The sequence below is a fragment of the Leisingera sp. JC1 genome, assembly GCF_001679925.1.
Taxonomy (GTDB): Bacteria; Pseudomonadota; Alphaproteobacteria; order Rhodobacterales; family Rhodobacteraceae; genus Leisingera.
On sequence record NZ_LYUZ01000126.1, the window covers coordinates 1 to 15,633 of the forward strand.

General features: G+C 64.3%; 18 protein-coding genes and 1 tRNA gene. 8 read left to right on the forward strand and 11 right to left on the reverse strand.

Annotated features, from left to right (window positions below):
* Positions 1 to 208, forward strand: a 208-nt coding sequence (locus A9D60_RS21215) for a transposase (protein WP_141117925.1), incomplete at its 5' end; no start/stop codon positions are given.
* Between the two features lie 67 nt (positions 209 to 275).
* Positions 276 to 608, forward strand: coding sequence for a GYD domain-containing protein (locus A9D60_RS21220; protein ID WP_065269446.1), 333 nt, complete (start codon positions 276 to 278; stop codon positions 606 to 608).
* Positions 609 to 710: 102 nt separating this feature from the next.
* On the opposite strand, the gene argB is transcribed toward A9D60_RS21220, so the two are convergent.
* Positions 711 to 1,571, reverse strand: coding sequence for an acetylglutamate kinase (argB, locus tag A9D60_RS21225; RefSeq protein WP_065269447.1), 861 nt, complete (start codon positions 1,569 to 1,571; stop codon positions 711 to 713).
* A gap of 134 nt (positions 1,572 to 1,705) precedes the next feature.
* Here argB and A9D60_RS21230 point away from each other — a divergent pair, with 134 nt between their 5' ends.
* Positions 1,706 to 2,434, forward strand: a complete 729-nt coding sequence (locus tag A9D60_RS21230) for an SDR family NAD(P)-dependent oxidoreductase (protein ID WP_019298033.1) — start codon at positions 1,706 to 1,708, stop codon at positions 2,432 to 2,434.
* A 110-nt stretch (positions 2,435 to 2,544) separates the two neighbouring features.
* On the opposite strand, the gene A9D60_RS21235 is transcribed toward A9D60_RS21230, so the two are convergent.
* From A9D60_RS21235 to rpmH, 10 genes are all read right to left on the reverse strand, one after another.
* Positions 2,545 to 3,942, reverse strand: a complete 1,398-nt coding sequence (locus tag A9D60_RS21235; RefSeq protein WP_065269448.1) for a PepSY-associated TM helix domain-containing protein — start codon at positions 3,940 to 3,942, stop codon at positions 2,545 to 2,547.
* Between the two features lie 72 nt (positions 3,943 to 4,014).
* Positions 4,015 to 4,380, reverse strand: coding sequence for a DUF2946 family protein (locus tag A9D60_RS21240; protein WP_175393005.1), 366 nt, complete (start codon positions 4,378 to 4,380; stop codon positions 4,015 to 4,017).
* Between the two features lie 5 nt (positions 4,381 to 4,385).
* Positions 4,386 to 5,033 (reverse strand): ribosome biogenesis GTP-binding protein YihA/YsxC, encoded by a 648-nt coding sequence (gene yihA, locus A9D60_RS21245; RefSeq protein ID WP_065269449.1) that lies wholly within the window; start codon positions 5,031 to 5,033, stop codon positions 4,386 to 4,388.
* On the reverse strand, positions 5,033 to 5,785 hold the full coding sequence (locus tag A9D60_RS21250; RefSeq protein ID WP_065269450.1) for an MOSC domain-containing protein: 753 nt from the start codon (positions 5,783 to 5,785) through the stop codon (positions 5,033 to 5,035). Before A9D60_RS21250 ends, yihA begins: the two co-directional genes overlap by 1 nt.
* Positions 5,782 to 7,590 carry a membrane protein insertase YidC gene (gene yidC / locus A9D60_RS21255; RefSeq protein WP_065269451.1) on the reverse strand — a complete coding sequence of 603 codons (1,809 nt, stop codon included), beginning with the start codon at positions 7,588 to 7,590 and terminating at the stop codon, positions 5,782 to 5,784. The genes A9D60_RS21250 and yidC overlap by 4 nt, the downstream gene beginning before the upstream one ends.
* Before the next feature lie 133 nt (positions 7,591 to 7,723).
* Positions 7,724 to 9,268, reverse strand: coding sequence for a putative bifunctional diguanylate cyclase/phosphodiesterase (locus tag A9D60_RS21260; protein ID WP_065269452.1), 1,545 nt, complete (start codon positions 9,266 to 9,268; stop codon positions 7,724 to 7,726).
* Between the two features lie 66 nt (positions 9,269 to 9,334).
* Positions 9,335 to 10,222, reverse strand: a complete 888-nt coding sequence (ttcA, locus tag A9D60_RS21265) for a tRNA 2-thiocytidine(32) synthetase TtcA (RefSeq protein ID WP_065269453.1) — start codon at positions 10,220 to 10,222, stop codon at positions 9,335 to 9,337.
* 56 nt (positions 10,223 to 10,278) lie between these two features.
* Complete coding sequence (gene yidD, locus A9D60_RS21270; RefSeq protein ID WP_065269458.1) at positions 10,279 to 10,509, reverse strand: membrane protein insertion efficiency factor YidD; 231 nt, start codon at positions 10,507 to 10,509, stop codon at positions 10,279 to 10,281.
* A gap of 56 nt (positions 10,510 to 10,565) precedes the next feature.
* Positions 10,566 to 10,991 (reverse strand): ribonuclease P protein component, encoded by a 426-nt coding sequence (gene rnpA, locus A9D60_RS21275; protein ID WP_065269454.1) that lies wholly within the window; start codon positions 10,989 to 10,991, stop codon positions 10,566 to 10,568.
* A gap of 23 nt (positions 10,992 to 11,014) precedes the next feature.
* Positions 11,015 to 11,149 carry a 50S ribosomal protein L34 gene (rpmH, locus tag A9D60_RS21280; protein ID WP_008554144.1) on the reverse strand — a complete coding sequence of 45 codons (135 nt, stop codon included), beginning with the start codon at positions 11,147 to 11,149 and terminating at the stop codon, positions 11,015 to 11,017.
* Between the two features lie 330 nt (positions 11,150 to 11,479).
* Between rpmH and A9D60_RS21285 the strand changes: the two genes are divergently transcribed.
* The 5 genes from A9D60_RS21285 to A9D60_RS21305 form a co-directional block, all read left to right on the forward strand.
* Positions 11,480 to 12,256, forward strand: coding sequence for a TVP38/TMEM64 family protein (locus tag A9D60_RS21285; protein ID WP_065269459.1), 777 nt, complete (start codon positions 11,480 to 11,482; stop codon positions 12,254 to 12,256).
* 2 nt (positions 12,257 to 12,258) lie between these two features.
* Complete coding sequence (locus tag A9D60_RS21290) at positions 12,259 to 13,677, forward strand: dihydrolipoyl dehydrogenase family protein (protein WP_065269455.1); 1,419 nt, start codon at positions 12,259 to 12,261, stop codon at positions 13,675 to 13,677.
* A gap of 15 nt (positions 13,678 to 13,692) precedes the next feature.
* On the forward strand, positions 13,693 to 15,078 hold the full coding sequence (locus A9D60_RS21295; protein ID WP_065269456.1) for a sensor histidine kinase: 1,386 nt from the start codon (positions 13,693 to 13,695) through the stop codon (positions 15,076 to 15,078).
* 98 nt (positions 15,079 to 15,176) lie between these two features.
* Positions 15,177 to 15,253: transfer RNA gene (locus A9D60_RS21300), tRNA-Arg, on the forward strand.
* 199 nt (positions 15,254 to 15,452) lie between these two features.
* The coding region (locus tag A9D60_RS21305; RefSeq protein ID WP_175393007.1) for a transposase at positions 15,453 to 15,633 on the forward strand (181 nt) is incomplete at its 3' end.

Consider the following 15,633-nt stretch of genomic DNA (forward strand, 5'->3'; position numbering starts at 1 on the left):
ATGGCTGAATGAAGCGGAAGACGGGCTGCTCGGTGCCTTTGCCCGCGGGCTGCGGCGCGATCAGGCAGCCGTCGCCGCGGCGCTTCGGGAACCATGGTCGAACGGGCAGACTGAAGGGCAGATTAACCGCCTCAAGACGCTCAAACGCCAGATGTATGGAAGGGCGAACATCGACCTGCTCAAAGCGCGGCTCGTTCAAGCGCTCTGATCTGAGGGAGGCCGAAGTTGCACCAAAACTGAGTCAGAGCCCAATTTCCACCCCAGGGAGTGACCAAATGCCGAGATTTATCGTGACCGGGAACTACACGTCTTCTGCGATGAAGGCGATGATCGAGAACCCCAGCGACCGCGAGGCCGCCGCCCGTGCCCTTGTCGAGGCGGCGGGCGGCAAGCTGGAGACCTTCTATCTGACCACGGGTGACCGTGATTTCGCGATCAAGGTCACGATTGATGATGTATCCAGCCTGCTGGCGGGCCTGCTGGCAACCGGTGCCAGCGGTGCGGTCAGCAACCTCAGGACCGTGCGGGCCTTCACCACGGATGAATTTACCGAAATCCAGAAGAAGGCCGGGTCCATCGCGGGCGCCTACAAGGCACCGGGGGGCTGATCGCGGCATCCCCTGTTCATCTGGCTGAAAATACCCCGGGGCGGATCGGCCTGGGAGGGCCGAGAGGGGCAGCGCCCCTCTTGACCTGATTTCCTGGCGCCGTCAGGCGCGGATCATCGAGCCTGCGCCGTGGTCGGTGTAAAGCTCCAGCAGAACCGCGTTCTGCACCCGCCCGTCAACGATGATGCAGGCGCGCACGCCGCCGCGGACCGCGTCCAGCGCGGTTTCGGTCTTGGGGATCATGCCGCCGGCGATGACACCGCTGGCGGTTAACTCTTCCACGTCCGCGGCCTTCAGCTCTGTCACCACTTCGCCCTCGGCGTTCTTGACGCCGGCCACATCGGTCAGCAGCAGCAGGCGGTCGGCCTGCAGCGCCTTGGCAATGGCGCCCGCGGCGGTGTCGCCGTTGATGTTGTAGGTCTCGCCATCCCGGCCCGCACCGATGGGGGCAATTACCGGGATCATGTTCTTCTCGAACAGCCCGTGCAGCACCTTGGGGTCCATTTCCGCCGGCGCGCCGACAAAGCCCAGATCCGGGTCTGCCTGATCGCAGGTGATCAAGTTCGCGTCTTTGCCCGACAGGCCGACGGCGCGGCCGCCCTGGCTGTTGATCGCCTGCACGATACGCTTGTTGACGACACCGGACAGCACCATCTCCACCACTTCCATGGTGGCGGCATCGGTCACCCGCTTGCCGTTCACGAACTCAGACTGGATCTGCAGCTTTTCCAGCATCGCGTTGATCATCGGCCCGCCGCCATGCACGATCACCGGGTTCACCCCCACCTGGCGCATCAGCACGATGTCGCGGGCAAAGGTCTCCATCGCCTCGTCGCTGCCCATGGCGTGGCCGCCGAGCTTGATGACGACAATCGCCCCGGCAAAGCGCTGGAAATACGGCAGCGCGCTCGACAGGGTTTCGGCAGTGGCAATCCAATCGCGGTTCATATTCTGTTTCTTCATCGCTGGGGTCCCTCTGACGGGGTGTGTTACGCGTTTCCGGGCGCGCTGCCAAGCGGCTGTGCAAATGCGCCGTTGCAGCGGTCCGTGCGGGTGCTAGGCTGCAGCCCGGATACCACCTTACACGGAGCTGCGCCATGCGCCAGAAAACCCTGCTGCTCACCGGTGCCAGCCGCGGCATCGGACATGCCACCGTGCGCCGTTTCAACGCCGAGGGCTGGCGGGTCATCACCTGCTCGCGCCAGCCGTTCCCGCAGGAATGCCCCTGGGGCGGCGGCCAGGAGAACCATGTGCAGCTGGACCTGTCGGACCCGTCGGACACGATCAACGCGGTGGGCCGGATTCAGGAGATGCTGGACGGGCAGCTGGATGCCCTGGTCAACAACGCGGGCATTTCGCCCAAGGGGCCGGAGGGGGAGCGGCTCAGCACGCTCAACACCGATCTGATGGACTGGGGCAAGGTGTTTCACGTGAACTTCTTTGCCTCAGTGGTTCTGGCGCGCGGCCTGAAGGACGAACTGGCGGCGGCCAAGGGCTCGGTGGTCAATGTGACCTCGATCGCGGGCAGCCGGGTGCATCCCTTCGCCGGGGCCGCCTATGCCACTTCCAAGGCGGCGCTGGCGGCGCTGACGCGGGAGATGGCGCATGATTTCGGGCCGATGGGGGTGCGGGTCAATGCGATTGCGCCTGGGGAAGTGGAAACCTCGATCCTTTCACCCGGCACCGAGAAGATTGTCGAAAAGCTGCCGATGCAGCGGCTGGGCCAGCCGGAGGAGGTGGCCTCAGCCATCTATTTCCTGTGCTCGGAGGGCAGTTCCTATATCTCGGGTGCCGAGATCGAGGTGAACGGCGCGCAGCACGTGTAGTTGCAGATCTACCGCCTGGCCGTGAGGCCGGGCAGCGCCCGTCCCGCCCCCCTCGGGGCGGGCGCTTCGCTTCCCACCCCGCCGGGACGGGCGCTGCCCTCCGTTTTTCTTCAGCTCACCGCGCGTTTCAGCACCGGCAGGTTGCCAAGCAACAGCACGTCGAACGCCAGCACTGCCAGCAGCGCCAGGCCCGTCAACGGGAAGGTCAGCGAGACGAGGACGGCAATCAGCGCAGCCCCCTTCCAGAACGGCATCTCTGCCGGTTCCGGCGGCGCAGCTAGGCGGGCGGCACCGGCGGGGCGGCGCTTGACCCACATCACCAGACCGGAGACGCAGACAAAGATCACCGCGAGGCAGATCACCACGTTCAGCACGAAGCTCCAGGTGCCCATCAGCCCCATGTGGAAAGGGATGCTGACCGCCATCGCCTTACCGGCCCAGGAGTAGTCCGCGTATTTCACATCGGCCAGGATCCTGCCCGTGTACTGGTCGACATGCACGGTGCGGTCGATGAAGGGGTTGTCGCCGTCGCCGCTCATGCTGTCGCGGTTTATGGTCCAGACGCCTGTTTCGCCGCCGGGGTAGGCGAGGCGGAAGCGGCCCTCCATCCCCAGTTCACGTCCCAGCGCGATCAGGCTGGAGGCATCCACGGGCGCGCCCTCAGTGACGCCGGTGATGCCCGCGTCAGAGCCGGAGGCGGGCATCGGGGTCTGCTCCAGCGCCCAGGGCACGTCATTGGTGGAGCCGTGATTCATACTGGCGTGGATGTCATCGGACAGGGGCACGTTGTCCCACTTGGCTGCCGGGAAGGTGCTCCACGCCTGCATCATCTGGCCGCCCCAGATGCCGGTCCAAGAGAGGCCGGAGATCAGGAAGACCACCAGAAGGGCCGACATCCAGAAACCAGTGACGGCGTGCAGGTTCTTCCACAACGCCCGGCCACGGGTGCGGAGGTTGGGAATAAAAGCGCTGATGGCATTCCCGCGCGGCCACCACAGGTACAGCCCGGTCAGCACCAGCACGATGCCCAATCCGGCAGCGATTTCGATCAGCCGGTCACCGGTGTCCCCGATCAGCAGGGTGGAATGGATGTTGTCGGCAAAGTCGTACCAGCCCGCGCGGCGGTCCCAGACTCCGATCACCTCGCCATTGTACTGGTTCAGCGCGACCAGGCGCTGGCCCGCTTCGGTTTTCACCCGGAACACGGCGGCCAGGTCGGGTGCCTTGGGGCCGATCCACTCGGCGATGGTGCCGGGCTGGGCGGCCAGAACGGCTGCCTCCTGCTCTGCCAGGGTCAGTTCGGCGGGGCCTTGGGCGACGGTGATCTTCTCGCCGTCGCGGCCGTCGAATTGGGTGATGAACATCATCATCAGGCCGGTGACGGCCAGCATGATCAGGAAGGGGATCACAAAGAGGCCGGCATAGAAATGCCAGCGCCAGACGGCGGCGTAGAATTTTTGGGAAAGCGGGCGCGATTGGCCCGCGGATTGCGGTTGGCTGGTCGCCATTGGGTCTCTCCATATCGGAACAGGGCCGGACGCGCGGGGCGCCGGCGGAAAATGTCAGGTTTGTTCAGAAAGTCAGGAGAGCGCGGGCGGGCCGCGGGCGTCATAGCGCCAGTGGAAGCCGGCGGTGTGATGTGTGAAAGCCTCGCGCGACCAGCGGTCGCTGAGAGGTGTGTCCAGGTTCAGATCAATCAGGCTGTCCGGCAGCAGCGCCACCGCGCCAAGGGCCGCAAACGGACAGCTGCGATCCTCCATCTGCTCGGCAGGCGCATGGGGTTCGCCGCTGTCCAGGTCGACCCAGGTTTCCACCGGCCCGTGGCCGGTACAGATCACCAGAAGCACCTTGCCGTCCTGCGCCGAAGCCGGCATCCAGCCGGAGGGGATCATCCCGGCCACGGCCAGGGCGATCACAACCAGCAAAGAGGGCAGGCGGCGCAGCACGATGTTTACAGCCCCGCGATGATCGAACGCAGGGTGGCGATGCCGTCGCCTTTCTCCGATGAGGTCAGCACGATCTCAGGATAGGCTGCGGGGTGTTTCGCCAGCGCGCCCTTCACCTGTTCCAGCACCTTGGCGCGGTCCTTTTCCTTGACCTTGTCGGCCTTGGTCATCACGCATTGGAAGGTGACGGCAGAGCTGTCCAGGAGCTTCATGATCTCGTCATCCACGGCCTTCACACCGTGGCGGCTGTCGATCAGCACAAAGGCGCGGCGCAGGTTCTGGCGGCCTGACAGATAGCGTTTCAGAAGCTTCTGCCACTGCTCCACGATCTTCAGCGGGGCGTTGGCATAGCCATAGCCGGGCAGGTCGACCAGATACAGGTCCGGACCTTGGGTGAAGAAGTTGATCTCCTGGGTGCGGCCCGGCGTGTTGGAGGCGCGTGCGATCCCCTTGGTGCCAGTGAGCGCGTTGATCAGGCTCGACTTGCCGACGTTGGAGCGGCCGGCAAAGCAGACCTCCACCCGGTCAGCCTCAGGCAGGCCGTTCATCGCCACCACGCCCTTGAGGAACTCGGTCTCGCCCGCAAACAGCTTGCGGCCCTTCTCGGCGGTTATGTCATCCGGCGCTTCGGCCAGGTTGAATTGCATCTGCATCACAGCACCTTTACCGCGTCGCCCAGGCGGACTTCGCCGCCGCGCACCACCTCGGCATAGACCGAGAAATCCTGGTGGCCCCAGTTGTCCCTGAGGGTCTTGAGCGTATCGGCGTCGCGTTCGCCGGTTTCGGGGTTGGCAGTGGTCGCCAGGCAGCGCACCACCCGCTCGCGCACCGCAAAGACAGCTTCGCCGATCTGCACCTCGCGGCCCAGCCATTCATTTTCGGCCCAAGGTTCATCCAGGTCGAACCAGATATTGCCGCGCCAGCGCAGGGGGGAGAGGTCATGCCCGATGGCCTGCTCCACCGCGCGGTGTGAGGCCCAGTTGCACAGGGTGATTGAGGGGAAATCGGTGTCGGTCATGCCGCGGCCGGGCACCTTGATGATGCGGGCTGAGGCACGGGCGGTACTGGGCAGCAGCGGCTTTTCCCAATCGAGAAAGCGCTGCAGGTCCGCCGGGTTTTCGGGGTCAAAGGTGATTCCGGGCCGCTGCGGGTGGGTCAGCGTGAGACGTCCGGTGGCATCGTCCAGCCGCGCATCAATGGCCATCAGGGCAGGGGACTGCGACCCGCGGGAGAAGTTGCCGCAGACCACCCATTTGCTGCCGTCAGCCTTGGACGCCTCGTTTGCAACCGCCCAAACACGGTCGCCGGGCATGGTCTGCCCGGCGATCATGGTTACGCTTTCCAGTGCCTCCCGCCCATGGGATTTGAGCGGGTGGCGCCAGATGTCTGTGACCTGATGGGTCATTCCTTCTCAGCCTTGGGCTTCTTCTTGAAGCTCGACTTGATGTTGCCGAACACGTCCGGCGTATAGCCGTGGCTGCGCATGATCAGATACTGCTGGGTGAAGGTGATCGTGTTGTTGGCGATCCAGTAGACCACCAGGCCGGAGGCGAAGCCGCCGAGCATGAACATGAACACCCAGGGCATCCAGGCAAAGATCATCTGCTGGGTCGGGTCTGTGGGTGCCGGGTTCAGCTTTTGCTGCAGCCACATCGAGATGCCGAGCAGGATCGGCAGGATGCCGATGAACACGGTGGCCAGGATGGTGCCGGTCTCGGGCGCAGCAAAGGGCAGGGCGCCGAACAGGTTGAAGATCGAGGTCGGATCCGGCGCGCTGAGGTCCTGGAACGGGCCGAAGAAGGGTGCGTGGCGCAGTTCCAGGGTGACGAAGATCACCTTGTAGAGCGAGAAGAAGATCGGGATCTGGATCAGGATCGGCAGACAGCCCGCGGCGGGGTTCACCTTCTCCTTCTTGTACAGCTCCATCATCTCTTTCTGCATCTTCTGGCGGTCGTCGCCGGCGCGCTCCTTGAGCTTCTCCATCTCCGGCTGCAGCTCTTTCATCTTGGCCATGGAGGCGTAGGATTTATAGGCCAGCGGGAACACCAGGATCTTGATGCAGATGGTCAGGCCGATGATCGCCCAGCCCATGTTGCCGATCAGGACGTTCAGGTTGTGCAGCAGCCAGAACATCGGCTTGGTCAGGAAGAAGAACCAGCCCCAGTCGATCACGTCCAGGAAGCCCTCAATGCCCGCTTTCTCGTAGCCGCGGATGGCTTCCCATTCCTTGGCGCCGGCAAACAGCTGGGTGGTGACTTCAGTGGACTGACCCTCTGCCACGGTGACGGTCGGCAGCACGATGTCGGTCTGGTAGATGTCGCGGCGCTCGTCGAATTTGGCGATGGAGCGGAAGCCCTGGCCCGGTGCGGGCACCAGGGTGGACATCCAGTAGTGGTCGGTGAAGCCGATCCAGCCGTTGGCTTCGACCTGCTTGACGCTGGACTTGGAGCCGTCGCGCGGGTCCGGGTCGAAATCGGCCATGTCGTCATAGTCGGTCTCGGCCAGCTCGCCGTCGGTCATGCCGACCAGGCCCTCGTGCAGGATGAAGAAGTTCTTCAGGTCCTCGGGCTGGCCGTGGCGGGCCAGGGTGCCGTAGGGCGCCAGCGACACGGTGCCGCCGGAGGCATTGGCAACCGACTGGGTGACCGAGAACATGTAATCCTCGTCCACCGCGATGGTGCGCGAGAAGGTCAGGCCCTTGCCGTTGTCCCAGGTGAGTGTGACCGGGCTGCCGGCGGACAGGGCGGCGCCTTCCGGTGCGGACCAGATGGTGTTGGCCCCCGGCACATCGTCCAGCGACAGGCCTGCGCCCGGTGCCCAGCCGTAGAGCGCGTAATAGGCGCCGGCCTCGCCCACCGGTTTCAGCAGTTTGACGATCGGGGAACCCTCATCCAGGGTCTCGCGGTAGTCCTTCAGCGACAGATCGTCTATCCGGCCGCCCTGCAGCGAGATGCTGCCGGTGACGCGGGCGGTGTCGATGGCAACGCGCGGCGCATCCGGGGCAGCGGCTTCCTCCGGGGCGGTCTCGGCCACGGCATCGGCACCCGCGGCGCTGGGCGCAGCGGCGGTATCGCCTGCCGGGGCGGTTTCAGTGACCGCGGTTTCCGGCGCCTGTTCCGGTTCCGGCGGCGGGAAGAAGGTGTACCACCCGAGGATCACCAGAAAGCTGAGTACGGTTGCGAAAATAAGATTTTTGTTCTGATCGTCCATTGGGGACTGCCACCTCGTGTAGGGAAGGACACGTGGGGTTCAACAGAGGTGGGCCGCAAAGGTCAAGCAGAATCGCGGCGCACCGGGGCGTCAAGCGGTCCCGGTGCGGCAGAAATTCAAGGGAATTGCGCCTTCAGGGCGTCTGGCGGCCGATCACCGGCGCATCCTGCACTTTGGCCTCATGCGCGGTGATCCAGTCCAGCGTCTGGTCAAATGGCATCGGGCGGCCGATGCCGAAGCCCTGCACATGGCCGCAGCCCAGCTGTGCCAGCAGCGCGTGTTCACCTGCGGTTTCAACCCCTTCGGCCAGGGTATCCAGCTCCAGCCGCTCGGCCATGGTCAGGATGGCGGAGATCAGTTTCTGCTGCTCCGGGTCCTGGTCCGCCTTCATCACAAAGGTGCGGTCGATCTTGATGCGGGAGATGTTGAAGCGGCGCACCGCTGAGATCGACGCATGGCCGGTGCCGAAATCGTCCAGGTCGATCGGGCAGCCCATTTCGCTGAGCGCGAGGATGTTGCGGGTGACCACGTCGTCGGGCTGATCGGTCATCACGGTTTCCAGGATTTCCACGCACAGGCGCTCGGCCGGCATTCCAAAACGCTCCAGCTCCCACTTGATGCGGCCCGCCAGCCCCGGATTGCGCAATTCCTGGGTGGCGAAGTTGACACCGACGCAGGGCACCGACACTCCGGCGTCATCCCAAGCCTTGATGGCGACCAGCGCATTATAGAGCATCACCTGGCTCAGCCGTTCCATCAGCCCGGCCTCCTCCAGTGCGGGCAGGAAAGTGGAGGGCGGGATCAGCCCCTGCACCGGGTGCTGCCAGCGTGCCAGCGCCTCAAACCCCGAAACCCGGCCGGTGTCGGTGCAGATCTGCGGCTGAAACCAGGCCTGGATCTGGCCGCTTTCCAGCGCTGCCGCGGCTTCCTCGCGCAGGGTGGAACGGCTGCCGGTGCGGCCTGGCATGTCGGTGGAATAGGCCCGGATGCCGCCAGGCCCGTTGCCTTGCGCCTCGGACAGGGCGGCAGCGGCGGCGCTGATCCACTCGGCGCTTTCGGCGCCGGGGACACGGCTGTGCTGGCAGAAACCCATCGAGGAGGTCATGTAGATGGTGGTGCCGTCCAGCGGCAGGGGTTCTTCGGTGGCGGCCTGCATACGGCCGGCCAGCTGGATGCACAGTTCCAGGTCCAGCTGCAGCGTCGGCGCCAGGCAGACCGCAAACCGGCTGTCACTGATCCTTGCGACGATGTCGTCCTGGCGCAGCGCTGATACGATTTGCGCACCGCAATGCTGCATAAAGCGGTCGCCGGCCTCCTTGCCGTGGCGGTCCGTCAGTTCGCGGTGGTCGTCCAGCTCCACGATGAAAATGGCAGAGCGCAGCCCGCCCTCGTTGCATTCGGTGAGAATCCGGGCGGCCTCCTGCTCAAACCCGTTGCGCAGCATCATGCCGGTGACCGGGTCGCGCGGCTGAGAGTTTCCGCCCAGTTTGCTGAAGCCGCCTGTGGCGGCCATCAGGACCGGCAGCCCGAGCGCAACAGCCAGCAGCGCCGTTTCGCCGCCAATCCAAAAGGTGGCCAGGGTCAGAGCAGGCAGAAAGGCGAGCATCGCCGGCCCGGAAACTGCGGGGGCGAGGATTTGCCGGAGGCGTGCCAGGATGCCTGAACCCGTATGTGTCATTCCCAGACCTTTCGTCTGCAGCCGTTCGTTCGGCCCTGAGACTAAGGTGCTGATATAACCCGGGAGTTAACGCAGCTGGGGAATTTCCGGAATTTCGTCCGCGGAATCGGCAATCTTCAGCTCAAGCCCCGCGAAATCGAACAGTTTCGGGTCCAAAAGATGCGACGGGCGCGCATTCATCAGTGCCCGGAACATCACCTGGCGGCGGCCGGGCGAGTTTGATTCCCACTGGTCCAGGATCTGTTTCACCTGCTGGCGCTGCAGCCCGTCCTGGCTGCCGCAAAGGTCGCAGGGGATGATCGGATAGTTCATGGACCGTGCGAATTTCTCGCAGTCGGCCTCAGCCACATGGGCCAGCGGGCGGAACACGAACAGGTCGCCTTCCTCATTGACCAGCTTGGGCGGCATGGTCGCGAGCCGCCCGCCGTGGAACAGGTTCATGAAGAAGGTTTCCAGAATGTCGTCCCGGTGATGGCCCAGCACCACGGCGGAGCAGCCTTCCTCCCGCGCGATGCGGTAGAGGTTGCCGCGGCGCAGGCGGGAGCACAGCGCGCAGTAGGTGCGGCCCTGCGGCACCTTGTCGACGACGATGGAATAGGTGTCCTGGTATTCGATCCGGTGCGGCACGCCCATTTTTTCCAGGAACTCCGGCAGCACCGTGGCGGGGAAGCCGGGCTGGCCCTGATCCAGGTTGCAGGCCAAGAGGTCCACCGGCAGCAACCCGCGCCACTTCAGCTCATAAAGAACCGCCAGCAGGGTATAGCTGTCCTTGCCGCCCGACAGGCAGACCAGCCACTTGGGCGTGCTGCCGTCCGCGCGGCGCTCCACCATGCCGTATTGCTCGATCGCCTCACGCGCGTACCGCACGATGCGTTTCCTGAGCTTCTTGAACTCAGTGGTCGAGGGGGCGCCGGCAAACAGCGGGTGGATTTCGTCCAGATCATCATCAAGCATGGCCGCGCCCTAGCCGAGGCGCGCGCTTTTGCCAAGGAAAAAAGGCTTGCCGGGGATCAGTCCCGTTTCTCCGGCACCGGGTCATAGCCATCGCCGCCAAAGGGATGGCAGCGTCCGATCCGGCGGGCGGTCAGCCAAGCGCCCTTGAGGGCGCCGTGTTTCTCCAGCGCTTCCAGGGCGTAAGCCGAACAGGTGGGCTGGTAGCGGCAGTTGAAGCCGACCCAAGGGCTGAACAGCAGCCGGTAGGCGCGCACAGGCAGGGCAAAGAGATGGGCCAGCGGGGTCATGGCGGATAGATAGGGCCAGGGTGGCCCGGTGGCAATGCGGCCAAAGGCCGGGACGGTCACTGGCCGTGGATCTTCTTCAGCGCGTAGATCAGGTCGCGCTTCAGTTCTTCGAAGGGGCGCTGGGCGGTCTCAATGGCGCGGCCGATCAGCACGTAATCCCAGCCGGGGCGGCCATGGGTGGGCAGAATCATCCGCGCGGCCTCGCGCAGGCGGCGCTTGGCGCGGTTGCGGGCGACCGCGTTGCCGACCTTCTTGGAGCAGGTAAAGCCCATGCGGATGCCGCCGTCGTCCTTGCGATTGCGGCCCTGCACCATCATTGCCTTGGTGCCCTGCTTGCGGGCAGGGGGGCGGGCGCAGGCGAGGAAATCACGGCGCTTAGCCATGACCTCGATCTTTTGCGCATCAGATGCGCAAACGGACACCGCCGGAGGCGTGTCCCCGCGGGCAGCGTTGCCGTCCTTGGGGGCCTCCGGCGGTGTCATGTCCGTCAGAACGTGAACTGAGCTTATGCGCTCAGTTCTTTGCGGCCGCGGGCGCGGCGTGCGTTCAGGATCTTGCGGCCTGCCTTGGTGGCCATGCGCGCACGGAAGCCGTGGCGGCGTTTGCGAACCAGGTTCGAAGGCTGATAGGTGCGTTTCATCGCTCCGGTCTCCACATTTTTCTTCGGGTGCGCGGAATCGCCCGCCCGGGGTCTATCTCGAAGCCCGGTCTTTAGGAGGGAATGGCGGGTAAGTCAAACCCTGCAAGCCGCCTTTTCCGGGCAATATGCAACATTTCTGCCGAAAACTGCCCCGAAGCGGCCTGTCCGGACAGGGCGCCTGTAACACGGGGACGGTGATTCTGCCATAAAGCTCACGGAATCCGGGGTTGTGATCAAGCGCCTGTGAGGCAGGCGGAACCACCCTCGCGGAAGAGCCATTTAATACGTAGCAACAGCAAGAACGCAATTGGAACGGACCAGATGAGCGGCATGACAGAGACACCGGAAACGAATCCCCAGTCCAAGGACAAGGACGGCGCCAAGCCGGGGCTGGCGCGGCATCTGCCGCTGATTGCGGTGGTGGCGGTGGCGCTGATCGGAGCGGTGGTGCTGAAGGATTACCTGACCTTCGACACGCTGCGCGACAACCGCGAAGCGCTTATGGCGTTCCGGGACCAGAACTACCTTGGGCTGGTGGCGCTGTTCATGGGGATCTACATCGTGATTGTGGTGTTTTCGCTGCCCGGTGCGGCGGTGGCCTCTGTCACCGGCGGTTTTCTGTTCGGGCTGGCGGCGGGTACTGCGTTCAACGTGGTCTCTGCCACCATCGGCGCGGCGGGCATCTTTCTGGCCGCGCGCATGGGGCTAGGGGCCTGGCTGACCGCCAAGATCGAAGCGGCAGAGGGCCGGGTGCAGATGCTGAAACAGGCGCTGCGGGAAAACGAGGTAGAGGTGCTCTTGCTGCTGCGGCTGGTGCCGGCGGTGCCGTTTTTTGTTGCCAATCTGCTGCCTGCTCTGGTGGGGGTGAAATTCCGCAACTTCCTGTGGACCACCGCGGCGGGGATCATTCCGGGTGCCATCGTCTTTACCTGGATCGGCGTGGGGGTCGGCTCTGTCTTTGACCGCGGCGGCGATCCGGACCTGAGCCTTTTGTGGGAGCCGCATGTGATCGGGCCTATCCTTGGCCTGTGCGTGCTGGCGGCGATGCCGATCATCGTGAAGGCGGTGCGCGGCAACCTGCGCGGCCAAGCGAAGAAGGACAGCTGAACATGCAAAGCATTACATGCGATCTTCTGGTGATCGGGGCCGGTTCCGGCGGGCTGTCGGTGGCGGCGGGGGCCAGCCAGATGGGGGCAGACGTGGTGCTGCTGGAAGGCCACAAGATGGGCGGCGACTGCCTGAATTACGGCTGTGTGCCCTCCAAGGCGCTGCTGGCAAGCGCCAAGGCGGCCTATGGCCAGGCGCATACGTCGGCGTTCGGCGTGGCGGATCAGGTGCCGCGGGCGGACTACGCGGCGGCCAAGGATCATGTGCGCGGCGTCATCGAAACCATCGCCCCGGTGGACAGCCAGGAGCGCTTCGAAGGTTTCGGCGTGCGGGTGATCCGTGAATTCGGGCATTTCGTCTCGGAAACCGAGGTGGCCGCCGGAGACTACCGCATCGCCGCGCGGCGGGTTGTGATTGCCACTGGATCTTCTCCGCTGGTGCCGCCGATCCCGGGACTGGACAAGGTTCCCTATGAAACCAACGAGACGCTTTTTAACCTGCGTGAGAAGCCGGAGCATCTGCTGATCATCGGCGGCGGGCCGATTGGCATGGAAATGGCGCAGGCGCATATCCGTCTGGGCTGCAAGGTGACGGTGATCGAAGGCTTCAAGGCGCTGGGCAAGGACGATCCGGAAGCGGCGGCGCTGGTGCTGGACGCCTTGCGCGAAGAGGGCGTGGAGATCGCTGAGGGCGCCATGGTCTCCCGCGTTTCAGGACAGGCAGGGGCGATCGAGGTCGAGACCAAGGACGGCAGCACCTTCCACGGGTCCCACCTGCTGATGGCAGTGGGGCGTAAGGCCAATATCGAGCGGCTGAACCTCGCCGCCGCCGGGATCGAAACAGAAGGCAACGGCATCAAGGTGGACGATAGCCTGCTGACCAGCAACCGCCGTGTCTATGCCATCGGCGATGTGGCGGGGGGGATGCAGTTCACCCATGTGGCAGGTTACCATGCCAGCGTCATCATCCGATCTGCCCTGTTCGGCCTGCCGTCCAAGGCAAAGACCAGCCATATCCCCTGGGCCACCTATACCGATCCGGAGCTGGCGCAGGTGGGGCTGACCGAAATGCAGGCGCGTGATCGTTACGGGGTGAAGCTTGAGGTGGCACGGTTCGGCTACCATCACAATGACCGCTCCATTGCCGAGCGCAAGACCAAGGGCTTCATCAAGGTGATGGTGGTCAAGGGGCGCCCCGTGGGCGCCACCATCACAGGCCATCAGGCGGGGGAACTTATCGCCCTGTGGTCGATGGCAATCGCCAATAGCCTGAAAATGAGCCAAGTGGCGGCAATGGTTGCACCTTATCCCAGCATGAGCGAGATTAACAAACGGGCGGCAGGGGCCTATTTCTCCCCGCGGCTGTTTGAGAGTAAATTTGTTAAACGCGCAGTGCGCTTTGTTCAGCGCTGGATTTCATGAACTGAAGGCCGCTTCATGCTCAACACGCTATCGGGCAGATTCCTGATCCTGACCACGGTCTTCGTGATGCTGGCCGAGGTGCTGATCTTTGTGCCCTCGATTGCGCGGTTCCGCGAAGATTACCTGGCCGACCGGCTGGAGCGGGCGCAGATCGCGTCGCTGGCGCTGCTGGCGGACGACATGCTGGAGACCGAGCTGGAAGCGGAGCTGCTGGAGAACGCAGGCGTCTACAACGTGGTGCTGCGCCGCGACGAGATCCGCCAGCTGATGCTGGCCTCGCCGATCCCGCAGGAAATCACTGCCACTTTTGACCTGCGCATGGCCGGCGCCATGACCCTGATCCGCGATGCGATGATGCGGCTGGCCCGCCCGGAGAATGAGATTATCCGGGTGATCGGCGCGCCGGTGCGCGAGGCGGGGCTGCTGATCGAGGTCACCATGGAAACCGCGCCGCTGCGCGCGGCGATGATCGACTACGGGGTGCGGATCCTGATCCTGTCCGCCGTGATCTCCGTCTTCACCGCGGTCCTGCTGTTCGGGGCCGTGCGGATCGTGCTGGTGAAGCCGATCAAGAGCGTGGTCGGCTATATGCAGCGCTATGCGGCGGCGCCGGAGGATGCGCGCGGCATCATCCACCCCAGCTCCAGCGTGGTGGAACTGCGCGAAGCCGAAGAGGCGCTGATGAAGCTGCAGACCGAGCTGACACAGGCGCTGAAACAGCGCGAGCGGCTGGCGCAGCTGGGGGGCGCAGTGGCCAAGGTGAGCCACGATTTGCGCAATATCCTGACCTCGGCGCAGCTGTTCACCGACCGTATCGAGATGAGCGAGGATCCTCTGGTGCGCCGCCTGGCACCGAAGCTGGTCAACTCGATCACCCGTGCGGTGTCCCTGTGCGAGGGCACCCTTGCCTTTGGCAAGGCTGAGGAGCCATCGCCCACCTTCGGCGTGGTCTGCCTGCATGAGATCACCGCCGACATCGCTGAGAGCGAACTGCTGGCGGCGGACAGCGGCAATGTCGGAATCATCAATGCGGTGGCCAAGCCGATGATGCTGCGCGCCGATCCGGAGCAGCTGTTCCGGATCGTGATGAATCTGGTGCGCAACGCCCGCCAGGCAATTGCCGCCACCGGCAAGCCGGGACAGGTCACTGTGGAGGCCCGCGAAGAAGAGGATGCCTGGTACATCACCGTTTCGGACACCGGGCCGGGCCTGCCCAAGAAGGCGCAGGACAACCTGTTCACCCCGTTTCAGGGCGGCGCCCGCAAGGGAGGTTCCGGCCTTGGGCTGGCAATTGCAGGCGAATTGGCCCGCGGCCATGGCGGCAGCGTCAAGCTGAAAAAGACCGGTGCAGAGGGCACCGTGTTCGAGATCTGCCTGCCCAAGGGCGACGGCACGCTCTGAGTTCTTCGGAGGGCACGGCAGGAAATTGGCCGCGGCCGGAACTATTTTTGTTTTTGGGGTTGCGCCCGTTCGATGCTATGAGTAAACCCCGCCGCAGTGGACCGATAGCTCAGCTGGATAGAGTACTTGACTACGAATCAAGGGGTCGGGGGTTCGAATCCTCCTCGGTCCGCCACTTCCTGATTTGTCGGGCGACACATAGTTTTGCCATTTGCGACAGAACCTTTCCTTTTTCGTGTCTCCAACATCCCCGCTCGCGCCTCCCGTTCCGCCAGTGGCGAAGCCTTCCCTGATTTTCACTTCGGAAGGGCATTGTTGCAGAACTCTCTCGTTGGAGGATTCACAACACGAATCCATGGGGTTAGACGGATGTCATGAGCAAGCCCAAGCCCGCCCGCTACCGCACGACGAACTGGTCCGCCTACAACGCTGCGCTCCGCAAGCGCGGGTCTTTGCTGATCTGGCTGGACAAGGAGATGGCCTGGTACGCGCCGCAKGAGGGCCGCCCTGGGCGCCCGCCGGTGTTCTCGAATGCGGCGATCCAGTTCTGCTTAT